This is a genomic window from Rhodanobacter sp. DHB23, assembly GCF_014842975.1.
In the GTDB taxonomy this organism is placed as follows: domain Bacteria; phylum Pseudomonadota; class Gammaproteobacteria; order Xanthomonadales; family Rhodanobacteraceae; genus Rhodanobacter_A.
In genome coordinates, this window is record NZ_JACYXK010000024.1 from 77,736 (window position 1) to 91,334 (window position 13,599).

Below are 13,599 nucleotides of genomic sequence, written 5' to 3' on the forward strand. Positions count from 1 at the left end.
TGCCCTCCCGGAAGAGGGTGCAAGGCCTACGCAATCCATGGACCCCTGCATGATCGTCGCGCCCGTTCACCAGCCTCCGGCACTCGGCCAACTAGTGCGCGAATGGCGCGCCCTGCGCAAGCACAGCCAGCTCGACCTCGCGCTGGCGGCGGAAATGTCCACGCGCCACCTCAGCTGCATCGAGACCGGCAAGGCCAGGCCCAGCCGCGAAGCGCTGGGCCGCATCGCGGCCACGTTGGACATGCCGCTGCGCGCGCGCAACGCCATGCTGCTCGCGGCGGGGTACGCGCCGGAATATCCCGAGCGCGAGTGGGCCGCGCCCGCGCTGGACCGCATGCGGCACGCGGTGGAACTGATCCTCGCGCAGCAGGAGCCGTATCCCGCCTTCGTGCTCGACCGGCAGTGGAACGTGCTGATGGCCAACGGCGCCGCGATGCGCGTCAACCGCCTGCTGATGGACGGGCGCGAAAGCCGCCACGCCAACCTGCTGCACCAGGTGTTCGATCCGCTGGACTTCCGCCCGGTGATCGTCAACTGGCCCGCTGTGGCGGAGAAGTTCCTGCACCACCTGCACGCGCAGATCGCGGCCGCGCCCACCGATCCGGTGCCGCGCCGCCTGCTGGCGGAGATCGCGCGCTACCCGGACGTGCCTGCGCCGGGCGCGCTGCACGACGGCGAGTTGCCCGCGCCGGTACTCACGCTGGAATTCCGCAGTCGCGCGGGCGAGCTGCGCTTTTTCGAAACCATCACCACCTTCTCGATGCCGCATGACGTGACGTTGCAGGAACTGCGCATCGAAAGTGCGTTCCCGGCGGATGCGCATACCGCGGCGGTATGCGCCCGGTTGGCGCGAGAGGAAATCGCCGTGACTTGACCTGCGAGGTCATGGACGCAGCCGGTAGGTGCGCGCACGCTGGCACCACCTTCATCGCAGGATTCCCCAATGCGTCAGCGCAGTCTCTTCCGCTCTTTGTCCGCCTTCATCGCAATGGTTGCGATCACCGGCGCGGCGCCATTTGCAGCGGTTGCGCAGCAGCCTGCGCCAGCTGCCCACGGCCTGAATTGGCTGGTGGGAAACTGGAACGTGCGCCAATCCTTCTGGAGCGACGCGGCAAAGGCGCCGGCCATCGATACCGGTTCGGCCGTTTTCACGTCCGTGCTTGAAGGTCGACATTTGCGGCAGGATCTGGCCATCGCCTCGGCCAAGCCCTTCCACGGTTTGGGCTATCTCGGCTACGACGATGCGGCCAGCCGTTACGACAGCCTGTGGATGGACGTGAACTTCGGCGGCGTGGTGATCGCGCACGGCGATTGCAGCGCCGATGGCCGCAACTGCACGTTCCGCGGAGCGATGTCAGGCGCGCACGGCGGCGCGCCGGTGCCCGTGCGCGAAGTGCTCGAAGCCAGCGATGCCGATCATTTCAGCTATGCCTACTACGAGCGCCACGACGGCAAGGAGATGCTCACGGTCAGGCTGGAATACAGCCGTACGAAGTGATCGCTCACTCCGCGCCGCCGGCTTCGGCCACGCCGCCCGGATTCCAGTGGAACACCTCGTCCAGCCGTTTGCCGAACACGTCGGCGATGCGGAAGGCCACTTCCAGCGACGGCGAATAGCGGCCCTGTTCGATGGCGGCGATGGTCTGGCGCGTGAGGCCCACGCGCTTGCCCAGTTCGGCCTGCGTCATGTCCTGCGCCAGGAAGCGCAGCAGGCGCACCTCGTTGGTGAGCGATTCAGTGGGCAAGGCGCGGCGTCCTGCGGTAGCCCATCGCGATCAGCGCATAGCGCACCGTCTCGGCCAGCACGATGGCGAACAGCGCGGTGTTGGTGATCTTCCAGCCGGTATCGCTGAAGGGCATCACCACGCCGACCACGATCATGCCGGCCAGCATCACGAAGTAGGCGGTGCGGGTGGCCCGCCCGTCGATGGCGCGGTCGCGCTCGTCCAGCAGCAGCGGCTCGGCGCGCTCCTGCCATTTCATCACCAGCAGGCCGGTCACGTAGGCGATGGCATGCACGCCGGCGACGATGGCGAGGCAGGCGATGCGCTGCAGGAACGTCGTCAGCCACATCGGGCATTCGGCCTGGATCAGGAAATAGACGAGGTAAGGCGGGCACTGACTCCACAGCGCCAGCCAGGCGCGCTTTTCAAACGGTGACATGGCATTCCCCATAGGTTCGTTATTTCGAACCTAATGTTCAATATATTTTACATCATGTCAAGTTTGTCAGTCTTTGATGTGCGCCATCCAATGCGGCTTGATGGTTTGTCGGGAAGGGGCTAGTTGCCGGCAGGTTTGCCCGTGCGTCGCGCCGGCAGCATCGCGTACAGCACATCGCTGGCGTTGGCCTGCGAGGCGGTGGCGATGGCGGCTACCGAGTCGCCGGTGGAGCCGGCCTTGTAGCCTTGCTGCTGCAGGTGGCGCAGCAGTTCGTCCGGCGTCGCCTGCAGCACCGGCGCGAGATCGGCCAGGCTGGCCTGCGTCAGCAAGGCCACGGTCTGGGTGGCGGGATTCGCCGGGCGGCCCTTGCCGGCGGTCAATGCGAACGGCACCGCCACCACCACGGACAGCAGCAGCGGAACCAGCAGGGTCCTGCGCTTGGCGTAGGCCAGCAGCGGCTTCCAGTTCTTCAGCAAGTGCAGCGCGAACGGCGCCAGCAGCACCACGCTCAGCCATTCGTGCATGGCATGGAAGGTGCGCGGCGCCCAGTGGAAGAACAGCGCCACGCCCGAGACGGCGGAGACGGTGAACAGGCCGGCGGTGAGCGGCGTGCCGTAGCGGTGCATGAAGTCGTTGAGGCGCATTCCAGCGAGCTGTCGGAGAGGGGAGATGCTAGATAATGATATTTATTCTCATTTGAGGCAAGCAAGGCGTTGGCGTTGCACTTGTCGATCCGCCGCCGCACCGTTCGTCGTCCCTGCGAGCGCCGCCTTGCGTGTGGCGTCGACCCCGACATGGAGATGACGAGATGCGATTCCTTTCGATGGTGCGGATCAACGAACGGGCGGGCCAGAAGCCCAGTGCGCAATTGATGGAAGACATGGGCAGGCTGATGGCCGAGCTGAGCGCGGCCGGCTCGCTGCTGGATACCGCCGGCCTGCAGCCCACGGCCGAAGGCAAGCGCGTGCGCCTGTCGCGCGGCCGGCAGACGGTGATCGACGGCCCCTTCACGGAGACGAAGGAAGTGGTGGCCGGTTACGCCATGCTGCAAGCCGCCTCGATGGACGAGGCGCTGGAAATCACCCGCCGCTTCCTCGCGGTGCACGGCGACGACTGGGACCTCGAATGCGAGGTGCGGCAGGTGATGGAGCATTGCCCCGAGGCGGCGTGATCCGGGGCGGGAGCCCGGGCGGGGGAAGCCGTCCGGACTCCTAGCGCTCGACGAAGTGCTTCAGGCGCGCAAGCGCCCGGTCCCACTGCGCCGCGATCGCGTCCAGCGAGCGGCGTGCCTCGTCCAGCCGCGACGGCTCCAGTTCCCACAGCCGCTCGCGTCCCTGCCAGCTGTCGCGCACCAGCCCGGCATCGGCCAGCACCAGCAAGTGCTTGGTGACGGCCTGGCGGGTGATCGCGGTGCCGGTGGTGAGCTGCGCGATGGACAGCGCGCCACCGGCGCACAGCGCGGCAAGCAGTTTCAGCCGGGTGGCGTCGCCCAGCGCGGCGAACACCGGCGCGCTGTCCTGCCAGGCGGTTTTCTTCGCCATGGGCTCAGCGCCCGGCCAGGTGGCGCTGGATGTTCTGCATCTGCTGGTCCCAGCCGCCGCTGTTCATGCGGTAGGCCTCGGCACGGCGTGCCAGCGGGATGCGGTCGAAGCCGGATTCGAGCAGGCGCAGCAGGATGCCTTCGGCATGGTCTTCCAGCACGAACTCCACCAGCGTGGTCGGCTCGTGCGAATAGTTGCCGGCTGGATCGATGGCGTAGGGATGCCAGCGATACGAGAACAGGTGCTTGGGCTCGATGCGCTCGACCTGCAACTCGCACAGCAGGTGTTCGTAGCCAGGGTAGGTGAGGTGGCCGCTCGTGGTCGCGCCGGCGATGAAGCGCTGGCCTTGCAGTTTCATGCCGAACCAGTCGCCGAAGCTTTCGGCATCGGTCAGCGCGTGCCAGACCTTGTCGCGCGTGGCCTGCAGCAGGATCTGTCGCTCGATGCGATCGGTGCTCGTGCTCATGCAGTTTCTCCAGGACGGTTGAATGCAACTTTGTGGTTGCATATTGCGGCCATGTCCGGAGAAATGCAACTGCATGGTTGCGTCATTCGATCCCGCCGGGGTCAGGCCCGTGCTCCCTCCGGCTGCACCCGCAGGCCGGCCATGTAGCGCAGTGCCACCAGCATCGCGGCAAGGCCCGAGGCCGCGCCCACGCCCAATGCCCAGCGCGGACCGAAGTGGTCGGCGATCCAGCCGACGATGGGCGCGCCGAGCGGCGTGCCGCCCATGGCGACGGCGATGCGCAACGCCATCACGCGGCCGCGCATGGCCGGCTCCGTAGTGAGCTGCATCAGGCTGTTGGTGCCGGTGGCGAACACCAGTGCGGCGAGGCCGGTCAGCACCAGGGCGGCGGCGAACAGGCCTTCGTCCGGGGCCAGCGCCGCCAGCAGGCAGCCCGCGCCGAATGCGGCGGAAGCCGTGCACAGCACGGCCATCCCCGGCTGGCTGCGGTACGCGGAATACAGCGCGCCGCCCATCGAGCCGACCGCGAACGCGGAAGTGAGCAGGCCGTATTGCCCGGCGCCGCCGTGGAACGCGGTCAGCGACATGGTGGAGATGAAGATCGGGAAATTCAGGCCGAACGTGCCGATCAGGAACAGCATCACCAGCACCGCCATCAGGTCGGGCCGCCGCCACACGTAGCGGAAGCCTTCGGCGATGCCGCCCGGCTTGCGCGACCTGCGCCCGCCGTCGTGCAACTGGTCCTTGCGCAGCAGCATCAGCGAAGCCAGCACGCCCGCGAACGAGGCGGCATTGATCAGGAACACCCAGCCGCAACCCACGGCGGCGATCAGCAGGCCGGCCACCGCCGGCCCGATCATCCGCGCGGCGTTGAACGAAGTGGAGTTGAGCGACACCGCGTTGGCCAGGTATCGGTCGCCCACCAGCTCGTTGACGAACACCTGCCGCACCGGCGCATCGAACGCGGAGACGCAGCCGAGCAGGAAGGCGAATACGTACACCTGCCACAACGCGACCACGCCCAGCACCGTCACCAGCCCCAGACCCAAGGCCAGCAGGCCCAGCGCGGCCTGCGTGGCGATCAGCAGCCTGCGCCGGTCGAAGCGGTCGGCGGCGTAGCCGCTCCACGGCAACAGCAGCAGCTGCGGGCCGAACTGCAGGGCCATCACCACGCCCACCGCGCTGGCGTTGCGATGGGTGAGGATGGTCAGCACCAGCCAATCCTGCGCCACGCGCTGCATCCAGGTGCCGACGTTGGAGACCAGCGCGCCGCCGGCCCACACGCGGTAGTTCCGGACGCGCAGCGAACCGAACATGCCGGAACCGTTCGCGCTCACGTGCGTTCCGGCGTGTTGCCGCCGTTGAAGCGGCCGAAATGGCGCGCCATGCCCAGGCTCAACAGCAGGGCGCCGGCGAATGCCGTGCCCATGCACGCCGTGTCATGCGGATCGAAGCTGCCGACGTGCGCCAGCAGCCCGTAGCCAAGGGCGAGGTTGAGGAAGCCCCACCACACGTTGGTGACCGAAGAGGACAGCCCTTCGCCGCGCGGGCGGGCGAAGGGACTCTGGAACGCGCGCCCCATCAGGCCGCTGACCGCATGCGGCACGGCATTGGCGAGCAGGGCGCCGCCGAAGAACCATGAAACGAAGTGCAGCCAGGGCATGGGGCGCTCCTTGCTCAGCCGCGGCTGCCGGCGAGCAGGGCGATGGCTTCGGCGGTGCTGCCGGTTTCGCCGAGGCGCGGGAAGATGCGCGCCACGCTGTTCGCGTGCGCATCGGCGTTCATGTCGGTCATCGCGTCGGTGGCCAGCGTGACGTTGTAGCCCAGTTCGTAGGCCTGGCGCGCGGTGGATTCCACGCCGATGCTGGTGGCCACGCCCACGATCACCACCTGGGTCACGCCGAGTTTCTGCAGGTGTTCGTGCAGGTCGGTATGCATGAACGCGCCCCAGGTATGCTTGGTGACCAGGTGATCGCCGGGCTGCATGTCCAGCTCGGGCACCAGTTCGGTCCAGTCCGGCGGCAGGCTGCCGCGCATCGGTTGCTCGTTGCGGCCCGGTGCGCCACCGGCCACGTTCACCAGCACCACCGGGGCATGCTGCTGGCGGAAGGCCCGGGTGATTTCCAGCACGCGGCCAATCACCTCGGCCATGGGATGCGCGCAGGGCAACTGGACGATGCCTTTCTGGATGTCGATGACGATCAGGGCGGTCTTGGGATCGAGCGTGGTCAGTGCCATGGGGAAGGCCTCGGGCTGGGGAAGGGAAGTGTGCGGCTCAGCCTTCGGCCAGCCGCTTGAGCAATTCGACGCCGCGGGCGAGGGCGTCCTGTTCGCTGGCGTCGAAGCGGTCGCGGATGGCCTGGAACAGCCAGTCTTCGCGTGCGGTGCGGTTGGCGCGGATCTTTTCGTGCGCCAGCGGCGTCAGCGAGAGCAGGGTGCGGCGACCGTCGTTCGGATCCGGCACGCCATCGACCAGGCCCTGCACCTGCAGGCCGAGCACCGTGGCGCCCATCGACTGCGGCCTGACGTTCTCGGCGCGCGCCAGTTCGCTGACCGTGGCGCTGCCCTGGCGTTCCAGGTGGATCAGCACCGAAGTCTGCGACAGCGTGAGTCCCATGATGCCGACCTTTTCGCGCAGCTGGCGCTTCAGCTTGCCGATCAGGGCGCGCAGTTCGCGCGCGGTCGCCTGGGTCTGGGCGATGCGAGGATCGTGGCGGAGGGTTTTCATGACGCCGGATGTTAGGGTTAATACAGGAAAACTGCAAAGGTAAACTTCATATCGTGGCGAGCGACGCCGACAGCCCGCGCAAATGCACGCGGGTTGGCTCGGTTGATTTCAAAACCATTTGGTTTAGTATTTCCGGTCCTTGGCCGCCTCGCGGCGGCCGGCGGAACACGGGAGACGGGCATGAATGCGGTGGTGCGAACGGCAGACGACGACATCCTCGTCATACGCGGGCTGGACAAGGTGTACCCGGGCGGCTTCCAGGCGCTGAAGCGCATCGACCTCGAGATCCGCCGCGGCGAGATCTTCGCCCTGCTCGGCCCGAACGGCGCGGGCAAGACCACGCTGATCAGCATCATCTGCGGCATCGTCAACCTCGGCGCCGGCAGCATCACGGTGGACGGCCACGACGTGGTGCGCGACTGGCGCGCCACCCGCTCGCTGATCGGCCTGGTGCCGCAGGAGCTGAAGACCGACGCCTTCGAGACGGTGTGGAACACGGTGCGCTTCAGCCGCGGCCTGTTCGGCAAGGCGCCGGACGACGCCTACATCGAGCGGCTGCTGAAGGAGCTGTCGCTGTGGGACAAGCGCGACAACAAGATGCTGATGCTCTCCGGCGGCATGAAGCGGCGCGTGATGATCGCCAAGGCGCTGTCGCACGAGCCGCAGCTGCTGTTCCTCGACGAGCCCACCGCGGGCGTGGACGTGGAGCTGCGCCGCGACATGTGGGCGATGGTGCGGCGGCTGCGCGAGAGCGGCGTCACCGTCGTGCTGACCACGCATTACATCGAGGAGGCCGAGGAGATGGCCGACCGCGTGGGCGTGATCAGCCGGGGCGAGCTGATCGTGGTGGAGGAGAAGGCCGCGCTGATGCACAAGCTGGGCCGCAAGCAGCTGCGGCTGCAATTGCACGAGCCGCTGGATGCAGTGCCCGGCGCCTTGGCGGCCCATCACCTGGAACTGGCCGCCGGCGGCAACGAACTGGTCTACAACTACGATACCCAGGGCGAACGTACCGGGATCACCACGCTGCTGGCCGACCTGGCCGCGGCCGGCATCCGCTTCCGCGACCTCAGCACGCGGCAGGACACGCTGGAGCAGATCTTCCTGCAGCTCGTGAAGGAGGGCGCATGAACTGGCACGGCATCCGCGCGATCTACCGCTTCGAAATGGCACGCACCGGGCGCACCCTGATGCAGAGCGTCGCCTCGCCGGTGGTTTCCACCTCGCTGTACTTCGTGGTGTTCGGCTCGGCGATCGGCTCGCGCATCACCAGCGTGGAAGGCGTCAGCTACGCGGCCTTCATCATTCCCGGCCTGGTGATGCTGTCGCTGCTGATGCAGAGCGTGTCCAACGCCTCGTTCGGCATCTACTTCCCGAAGTTCGTGGGCACCATCTACGAGGTGCATTCCGCGCCGTTGTCGTTCCTGGAGATCGTGCTGGGCTACGTGGGTGCGGCGGCCACCAAGGCGGTCATGGTGGGGCTGATCATCCTCGCCACGGCGCGCCTGTTCGTGGACTACTCGATCGCGCATCCGCTGGTGATGGTGGCTTTCCTGCTGCTCACCACGGTCACCTTCAGCCTGCTCGGCTTCATCATCGGCATCTGGGCGGACAATTTCGAGAAGCTGCAGGTGGTGCCGCTGATGGTGATCACGCCGCTGACCTTCCTCGGCGGCAGTTTCTATTCCATCCACATGCTGCCGCCGTTCTGGCAGAAGGTGACGCTGTTCAATCCCGTGGTGTACCTGATCTCGGGCTTCCGCTGGAGTTTCTACGACCTGGCCGACGTCGGCGTGGGCATCAGCCTGGCCGCCACCCTGGGGTTTCTGGTGCTGTGCCTGGCCGTGGTGTGGTGGATCTTCAGGACGGGCTACCGGCTGAAGGTTTGAGCGGGTTCGCCGTTCACTGAACGATTCGACCGGGTGCGTGTCGAATCTTCTTCATGCAGCGCGCAATCGAGGTGGGTAGTGGCGAACAGGCGGAAATCGGGCAGCGGCTGGGTGCCGGCAGTGGTCGCGGTGGTGGCCGTTGCTGCGGTGGGTGCCTACATGGCATGGCGCGCGACGCATCCGGCCGCGGCCCCCGCACAGGCATCCGCCGTGGCTGCGGCGGCGAGCGTCGCGGCGCCGGCCGTGGCCGCCATCCCCCAGCACCCGATTGCGCAAGCCACGGTGCCGGCGCCGGCTTCCACTGCGCCATTGCCTTCCCTGGAGGACAGCGATGCCAGCGTGGGAGAGGCATTGCTGGCGCTGGGGGGCGACAGGCTGCGGGACCTGCTGCTGCCGCAGCAGGTCGTGAACCACATCGTGGCCACGGTGGACGCGCTGCCACGCCACGAATTGGGCAGTGCATCCATTCTTCCGCTGCGTACGCCGCGCGGGGCGTTCACGACGATCGAAACGCAGGGCATCCTTGCCGCCGATGCGAGCAATGCCGGGCGTTACGCGGCCTACATGGCGATCGCGCGGCGCGTCGATTCACCGGCCCTGGTGGCGTGGTACGTGCACAGCTATCCGCTGTTCCAGCAGGCGTACCGCGAACTCGGTTATCCCAAGGGTTATTTCAACGATCGCCTGATTGCCGCCATCGACGACATGCTGGCCGCGCCCTCGCTGGCGCAGCCGCCGGCGCTGAAGCTCGCGAATGGGCGTTACACCTATGCCGATCCCGCGCTGGAATCGCTGTCGGTGGGGCAGAAGCTGATGTTGCGGCTGGGCCCGGCCAACGAGGGCGAACTCAAGGCGAAGCTGCGGGTGATCCGCGCATTGCTCACGGCCAGGCCGTCATCGGCCGGGCCGATGCGCTGAGTGCCGGCCGGTATCGCCGGGAACCCGATGGTTTCGCCGGCTGTGCGGAACTGCGCCTGCCGGGCATTCTCGTCGGCACGGCGCGAATGCGTTTCCGTAAGCCATGACACCAATGCGAATCCCTCCGTGGCGAGAGGTTCCGGTGTCGACAGCGCGGAATTCCCTCCGCCCAGCATCTCCATAATCCTGAGTACTGCGTGTTTCACCGCGACTCGGGTTATTGGTGAGCGCATGTTCTTGCCCTTCGGCCGTCCCCGTGCGGCCTTGGGGACACTGTAGCTCCATTCATGCTGTGTACACAAATTCTCGCGAGTGGCGTGCATGAACTTGCGCGCCGCGACGCAGCCATGCCGGTCCGGGCTTGCGGACCGACACGAGATGCCGGCGAAACGCATCAAAGAAAGCAGCCTGCCCGGGGCCAACCCTGCTTCGGGTGCGCCGCCGACACACCCTGCATCGCAGGATCGGGATCGACGGTGAGGCCAATGACCGGACTCACGCGTTCATTGCGCCGCACTCGGGCGCACAATGCGTTCCCCTCGTCGAAAACGGAGTCCGTCATGCGCCAGACCCTACTCGTCGCGTTGCTCGCGTCGGCCTTGCCCGTCGTCGCCAGCCAGGCTTCGCCTGCCGCATCGTCCGGCAGCCAGACCACGCCCTCCTATGTCACGGCCGCGATGGACGACCCCGCGCGCGGTACCGACCGCAACGACGATGCGCGCCGGCAGATGGCCGCCGTCATGGTGTTTGCCGGGGTGAAGCCCGGACAGAAGGTGATGGAACTGGTGCCAGGCAGCGGCTACTGGACGCGGGTGTTCAGCGGCATCGTGGGCGGGCAGGGCCATGTGTACACGATCTGGCCGCAGGAGATGATGTCGCACCTGGACAAGAATTTCGCGAAGTGGGGCAAGCTGGCCACCACGCCGCACTACGCCAATGTCAGCGTGTCCGAGCAGCCGGTCGCGCAGCTCGAGGTGCCGGCGAAGGTGGACCTGGCATTCACCGTGCAGAACTACCACGACCTCCACGACGTGACGGATCCGGCGGGCGTGGCGAAGTTCGACAAGCAGGTCTACGACGCGCTCAAGCCCGGCGGATTGTTCGTGATCGTCGACCACGTGGCGCCCGCCGGCTCGGGCCTGGCCGACACCGGCACCCTGCATCGCATCGACCCGGCAGCGGTGAAGCAGGAAGTCGAGGCTGCCGGCTTCGTCTTCGACGGCGAGAGCGACGCGCTGCGCAATCCTGCCGACCCGCATACCGCGAAGGTGTTCGACCCGTCGATACGCGGCCACACCGACCAGTTCATCTACCGCTTCCGCAAGCCGGAGTAAGCAGCGGCTGCCCAGGGCCGGCCGGCGGGCCATGGATGGCCCGCACGCGGCCAGTCGTGCACGCGTGCGGCCGGGCCCCGGATCGTGCGTGACCACACCTCCCGGGTACCCGGGAACACGTTCCAGGACCACGGCATGCCCCCGTTGCACTTCGACAACGCCTTTCTGCGCGAACTCCCCGGCGATCCGTCCGACGTACCCGGTCCGCGCGAGGTGACCGGAGCCTGCCATTCGCGGGTGATGCCGACGCCGGTGGCGGCGCCGCGGTTGCTCGCCCACTCGGCGGAGATGGCCGCGGCGCTGGGTTTCGACGCGGACGATCCCGCGGGCGACGGTTTCGCCCGGGTATTCGGCGGCAACGCACTGCTGCCGGGCATGCAGCCCTGGGCGGCGAACTACGGCGGCCACCAGTTCGGCGTGTGGGCGGGCCAACTGGGTGATGGCCGGGCGATCTCGCTGGGCGAGGCGGTCACGCCAGACGGCGGGCGTTGGGAGCTGCAACTGAAGGGCGCCGGCCCTACGCCGTATTCGCGCGGCGCGGACGGGCGCGCGGTGTTGCGCTCCTCGATCCGCGAATTCCTTTGCAGCGAGGCGATGCACCACCTCGGCATCCCCACCACGCGTGCGCTGTGCCTGGTCGCCACCGGCGAGGCGGTGGTGCGCGACATGCTCTACGACGGCCACCCGCGTGCGGAGCCGGGCGCCATCGTCTGCCGCGTGGCGCCTTCCTTCATCCGCTTCGGCAGCTTCGAGCTGCCTGCCGCGCGCGGCGACACGGCGTTGCTGCGGCAACTGGCCGACTTCACGATATGCCGCGATTTCCCCCATCTCGCAGGGCAGGGCGAGGATCGCTACGGCGACTGGTTCGGCGAGGTCTGCGAGCGTACCGCGCAGCTGGTCGCCGGCTGGATGCGGGTGGGTTTCGTGCACGGGGTGATGAACACCGACAACATGTCCATTCTCGGCCTCACCCTGGACTACGGCCCCTACGGCTGGATCGACGACTACGATCCGGACTGGACGCCGAACACCACCGACGCCTCGCGTCGCCGCTACCGCCATGGCCAGCAGCCGAACGTGGCGTGGTGGAACCTCTCGCGGCTCGCCGCCGCGCTGGCGCCGCTGTTCGGCGACATCGCGCCGCTGCAGGCCGGGCTGGACCGCTACGCCGCCACCTATGCCGAGGCGGGCCGCGCCAACACGGCGGCCAAGCTCGGCCTTGCTGCCTGCCGTGATGAGGATGTGGCATTGATGCAGTCGTTGCAGGTGCTGCTGCACGGGGCCGAGGTGGACATGACGCTGTGGTTCCGCCATCTCATCGACTTCGATCCGCAGCGTCCTGCGTTGCAGCCGCTGCACGAGGCGTTCTATGACGAGTCGAAACGGCGCGCGAACGAGCCGGCCTTGATGGACTGGCTGGCGCGCTATGCCGGTCGCCTTGCCGACGATCCGCTGCCCATCGCGGAGCGCCGCGATCGCATGCGCGCCGCCAATCCGCGCTACGTGCTGCGCAACTATCTCGCCCAGCAGGCGATCGAGCGCGCGGAACAGGGCGACAACGGCGGCATCCACGAGCTGCTGGACGTATTGCGCCATCCCTACGACGAGCAACCCGGTCGCGAGGCCTTCGCGCGCCGGCGGCCCGACTGGGCACGGCACAAGCCCGGCTGTTCGATGCTTTCCTGCAGTTCCTGAGCAAGAGCTCGTCCGCCAATATCCCCGTACGGTTGCGCGGAGATATTGAACAGGCTTTCAGGCCTTGCGTCCGCGCACGATCCACACCCACGGAAACATCAGGAACAACGGCCATGAGCGCCGGGTGTCGAGCCCGGCTTCGCGCAGCGTCTGCGCGTAGTGCGCCGTGCGGCGGAAGTCGAGCAGGGCGACCTGCCCGCCGGGCTTGAGCACGCGTACTATCTCGCGCACCGCCTGCTCGCGGTCGGTTTCGGTGGGCAGGTTGTGGATGGCGAGGCTGGAGACGATCACGTCGAAGCTGGCGTCGGCATAGGGCAACTGGCGCATGTCGCCGGTGTCGATCTGCACGCGCTCGCGCAGGCCGGCCAGTTCGGCATTGCGCGCGGTGGCCGCGGCGGCGTTGCCGCTCTGGTCGCGCGTGCTCCACAGATCCAGCCCGGTGACGCGGCCGCGCGGCAGGCGGCTGGCGGTTTCCAGCAGCAGCATGCCGCGTCCGCAACCCACGTCCAGCGCCTGTTCGTCGCCGCGAAGGGCCAGCGAATCGACCATGCGGCGCAGCAGGATGCGCTTGCCGTACAGGCTGCTCAACGTCATCAGGATCGCTTCGAGGCACAGCACCAGACCGGTGTTGCGTATCGTCCACAGCAGTGCCTGCACTTGGGCGAGCCAGTCGATGAAACTGAGTGCGACCAGCAGCGGGCCGCCGATGGCGAAACCCAGCACCAGCGTGGGCGCGTCGATGCCGAAGCGTGGTTGGTCGCCGCGCGTGGATTCGATCCGGTCTTCCCGCATGATCCGCCTCCGGGGTGATGGCACGGCGCAGCATGCGGTGCCGTGCCGGGGCGATCCAGTGACGGCTGTCATG

The 13,599-nt window shown here is 67.5% G+C and carries 18 protein-coding genes; 8 read left to right on the top strand and 10 right to left on the bottom strand.

What is annotated here, in order from left to right; genetic code table 11:
• Positions 1–49: 49 nt before the first annotated feature.
• Positions 50–874: a helix-turn-helix transcriptional regulator gene (locus IHE47_RS06695; protein ID WP_225561673.1), complete on the top strand. Its 825-nt coding sequence runs from the start codon at positions 50–52 to the stop codon at positions 872–874.
• Positions 875–943: 69 nt separating this feature from the next.
• Positions 944–1,498 (top strand): DUF1579 family protein, encoded by a 555-nt coding sequence (locus IHE47_RS06700; protein ID WP_192105110.1) that lies wholly within the window; start codon positions 944–946, stop codon positions 1,496–1,498.
• A gap of 4 nt (positions 1,499–1,502) precedes the next feature.
• Here IHE47_RS06700 and IHE47_RS06705 read toward each other — a convergent pair whose 3' ends face one another.
• The 3 genes from IHE47_RS06705 to IHE47_RS06715 all read right to left on the bottom strand — a co-directional run bounded on the left by IHE47_RS06705 (position 1,503) and on the right by IHE47_RS06715 (position 2,807).
• Positions 1,503–1,745: a helix-turn-helix transcriptional regulator gene (locus IHE47_RS06705; protein ID WP_225561674.1), complete on the bottom strand. Its 243-nt coding sequence runs from the start codon at positions 1,743–1,745 to the stop codon at positions 1,503–1,505.
• Entirely contained in the window at positions 1,735–2,163 is a 429-nt protein-coding gene (locus IHE47_RS06710) for a hypothetical protein (protein WP_192105111.1), read from the bottom strand. Before IHE47_RS06710 ends, IHE47_RS06705 begins: the two co-directional genes overlap by 11 nt.
• A 119-nt stretch (positions 2,164–2,282) precedes the next feature.
• On the bottom strand, positions 2,283–2,807 hold the full coding sequence (locus tag IHE47_RS06715; RefSeq protein WP_192105112.1) for a DUF4405 domain-containing protein: 525 nt from the start codon (positions 2,805–2,807) through the stop codon (positions 2,283–2,285).
• A 164-nt stretch (positions 2,808–2,971) separates the two neighbouring features.
• Between IHE47_RS06715 and IHE47_RS06720 the strand changes: the two genes are divergently transcribed.
• Positions 2,972–3,334: a YciI family protein gene (locus tag IHE47_RS06720; protein ID WP_192105113.1), complete on the top strand. Its 363-nt coding sequence runs from the start codon at positions 2,972–2,974 to the stop codon at positions 3,332–3,334.
• A 40-nt stretch (positions 3,335–3,374) separates the two neighbouring features.
• Here the strand turns inward: IHE47_RS06720 and IHE47_RS06725 are convergent, their stop codons facing one another.
• From IHE47_RS06725 to IHE47_RS06750, 6 genes are all read right to left on the bottom strand, one after another.
• Entirely contained in the window at positions 3,375–3,704 is a 330-nt protein-coding gene (locus IHE47_RS06725) for a metalloregulator ArsR/SmtB family transcription factor (protein WP_192105114.1), read from the bottom strand.
• A 4-nt stretch (positions 3,705–3,708) separates the two neighbouring features.
• On the bottom strand, positions 3,709–4,170 hold the full coding sequence (locus IHE47_RS06730) for an SRPBCC family protein (RefSeq protein ID WP_192105115.1): 462 nt from the start codon (positions 4,168–4,170) through the stop codon (positions 3,709–3,711).
• 101 nt (positions 4,171–4,271) lie between these two features.
• Positions 4,272–5,507 carry an MFS transporter gene (locus IHE47_RS06735; RefSeq protein WP_343227449.1) on the bottom strand — a complete coding sequence of 412 codons (1,236 nt, stop codon included), beginning with the start codon at positions 5,505–5,507 and terminating at the stop codon, positions 4,272–4,274.
• A complete protein-coding gene (locus IHE47_RS06740) occupies positions 5,504–5,833 on the bottom strand; it encodes a hypothetical protein (protein ID WP_192105116.1) in 330 nt (109 codons plus the stop codon). Before IHE47_RS06740 ends, IHE47_RS06735 begins: the two co-directional genes overlap by 4 nt.
• 14 nt (positions 5,834–5,847) lie before the next feature.
• On the bottom strand, positions 5,848–6,408 hold the full coding sequence (locus IHE47_RS06745) for an isochorismatase family protein (protein ID WP_192105117.1): 561 nt from the start codon (positions 6,406–6,408) through the stop codon (positions 5,848–5,850).
• A gap of 37 nt (positions 6,409–6,445) precedes the next feature.
• Positions 6,446–6,898: a MarR family transcriptional regulator gene (locus tag IHE47_RS06750; protein WP_192105118.1), complete on the bottom strand. Its 453-nt coding sequence runs from the start codon at positions 6,896–6,898 to the stop codon at positions 6,446–6,448.
• A gap of 180 nt (positions 6,899–7,078) precedes the next feature.
• On the opposite strand from IHE47_RS06750, the gene IHE47_RS06755 reads away from it, so the two are divergent.
• From IHE47_RS06755 to IHE47_RS06775, 5 genes are all read left to right on the top strand, one after another.
• Complete coding sequence (locus tag IHE47_RS06755) at positions 7,079–8,029, top strand: ABC transporter ATP-binding protein (protein ID WP_192105119.1); 951 nt, start codon at positions 7,079–7,081, stop codon at positions 8,027–8,029.
• Positions 8,026–8,787: an ABC transporter permease gene (locus tag IHE47_RS06760; RefSeq protein WP_192105120.1), complete on the top strand. Its 762-nt coding sequence runs from the start codon at positions 8,026–8,028 to the stop codon at positions 8,785–8,787. Before IHE47_RS06755 ends, IHE47_RS06760 begins: the two co-directional genes overlap by 4 nt.
• Before the next feature lie 78 nt (positions 8,788–8,865).
• Positions 8,866–9,705, top strand: coding sequence for a DUF3014 domain-containing protein (locus tag IHE47_RS06765; RefSeq protein ID WP_343227450.1), 840 nt, complete (start codon positions 8,866–8,868; stop codon positions 9,703–9,705).
• Between the two features lie 560 nt (positions 9,706–10,265).
• On the top strand, positions 10,266–11,039 hold the full coding sequence (locus tag IHE47_RS06770; protein WP_192105121.1) for a class I SAM-dependent methyltransferase: 774 nt from the start codon (positions 10,266–10,268) through the stop codon (positions 11,037–11,039).
• A 135-nt stretch (positions 11,040–11,174) separates the two neighbouring features.
• The gene (locus IHE47_RS06775; RefSeq protein ID WP_192105122.1) at positions 11,175–12,734 is read left to right on the top strand and encodes a YdiU family protein; all 1,560 of its coding nucleotides are present in this window, start codon (positions 11,175–11,177) and stop codon (positions 12,732–12,734) included.
• Positions 12,735–12,791: 57 nt separating this feature from the next.
• Here the strand turns inward: IHE47_RS06775 and IHE47_RS06780 are convergent, their stop codons facing one another.
• Entirely contained in the window at positions 12,792–13,526 is a 735-nt protein-coding gene (locus IHE47_RS06780; protein WP_192105123.1) for a class I SAM-dependent methyltransferase, read from the bottom strand.
• Between the last annotated feature and the right edge of the window lie 73 nt (positions 13,527–13,599).

What these genes read in the sequence shown, in the direction of transcription:
- IHE47_RS06695 (WP_225561673.1), top strand. Translation starts at nt 50, where the DNA reads ATGATCGTCGCGCCCGTTCACCAGCCTCCGGCACTCGGCCAACTAGTG.
- IHE47_RS06700 (WP_192105110.1), top strand. Translation starts at nt 944, where the DNA reads ATGCGTCAGCGCAGTCTCTTCCGCTCTTTGTCCGCCTTCATCGCAATG.
- IHE47_RS06710 (WP_192105111.1), bottom strand. Translation starts at nt 2,163, where the DNA reads ATGTCACCGTTTGAAAAGCGCGCCTGGCTGGCGCTGTGGAGTCAGTGC.
- IHE47_RS06715 (WP_192105112.1), bottom strand. Translation starts at nt 2,807, where the DNA reads ATGCGCCTCAACGACTTCATGCACCGCTACGGCACGCCGCTCACCGCC.
- IHE47_RS06720 (WP_192105113.1), top strand. Translation starts at nt 2,972, where the DNA reads ATGCGATTCCTTTCGATGGTGCGGATCAACGAACGGGCGGGCCAGAAG.
- IHE47_RS06725 (WP_192105114.1), bottom strand. Translation starts at nt 3,704, where the DNA reads ATGGCGAAGAAAACCGCCTGGCAGGACAGCGCGCCGGTGTTCGCCGCG.
- IHE47_RS06730 (WP_192105115.1), bottom strand. Translation starts at nt 4,170, where the DNA reads ATGAGCACGAGCACCGATCGCATCGAGCGACAGATCCTGCTGCAGGCC.
- IHE47_RS06740 (WP_192105116.1), bottom strand. Translation starts at nt 5,833, where the DNA reads ATGCCCTGGCTGCACTTCGTTTCATGGTTCTTCGGCGGCGCCCTGCTC.
- IHE47_RS06745 (WP_192105117.1), bottom strand. Translation starts at nt 6,408, where the DNA reads ATGGCACTGACCACGCTCGATCCCAAGACCGCCCTGATCGTCATCGAC.
- IHE47_RS06750 (WP_192105118.1), bottom strand. Translation starts at nt 6,898, where the DNA reads ATGAAAACCCTCCGCCACGATCCTCGCATCGCCCAGACCCAGGCGACC.
- IHE47_RS06755 (WP_192105119.1), top strand. Translation starts at nt 7,079, where the DNA reads ATGAATGCGGTGGTGCGAACGGCAGACGACGACATCCTCGTCATACGC.
- IHE47_RS06760 (WP_192105120.1), top strand. Translation starts at nt 8,026, where the DNA reads ATGAACTGGCACGGCATCCGCGCGATCTACCGCTTCGAAATGGCACGC.
- IHE47_RS06770 (WP_192105121.1), top strand. Translation starts at nt 10,266, where the DNA reads ATGCGCCAGACCCTACTCGTCGCGTTGCTCGCGTCGGCCTTGCCCGTC.
- IHE47_RS06775 (WP_192105122.1), top strand. Translation starts at nt 11,175, where the DNA reads ATGCCCCCGTTGCACTTCGACAACGCCTTTCTGCGCGAACTCCCCGGC.
- IHE47_RS06780 (WP_192105123.1), bottom strand. Translation starts at nt 13,526, where the DNA reads ATGCGGGAAGACCGGATCGAATCCACGCGCGGCGACCAACCACGCTTC.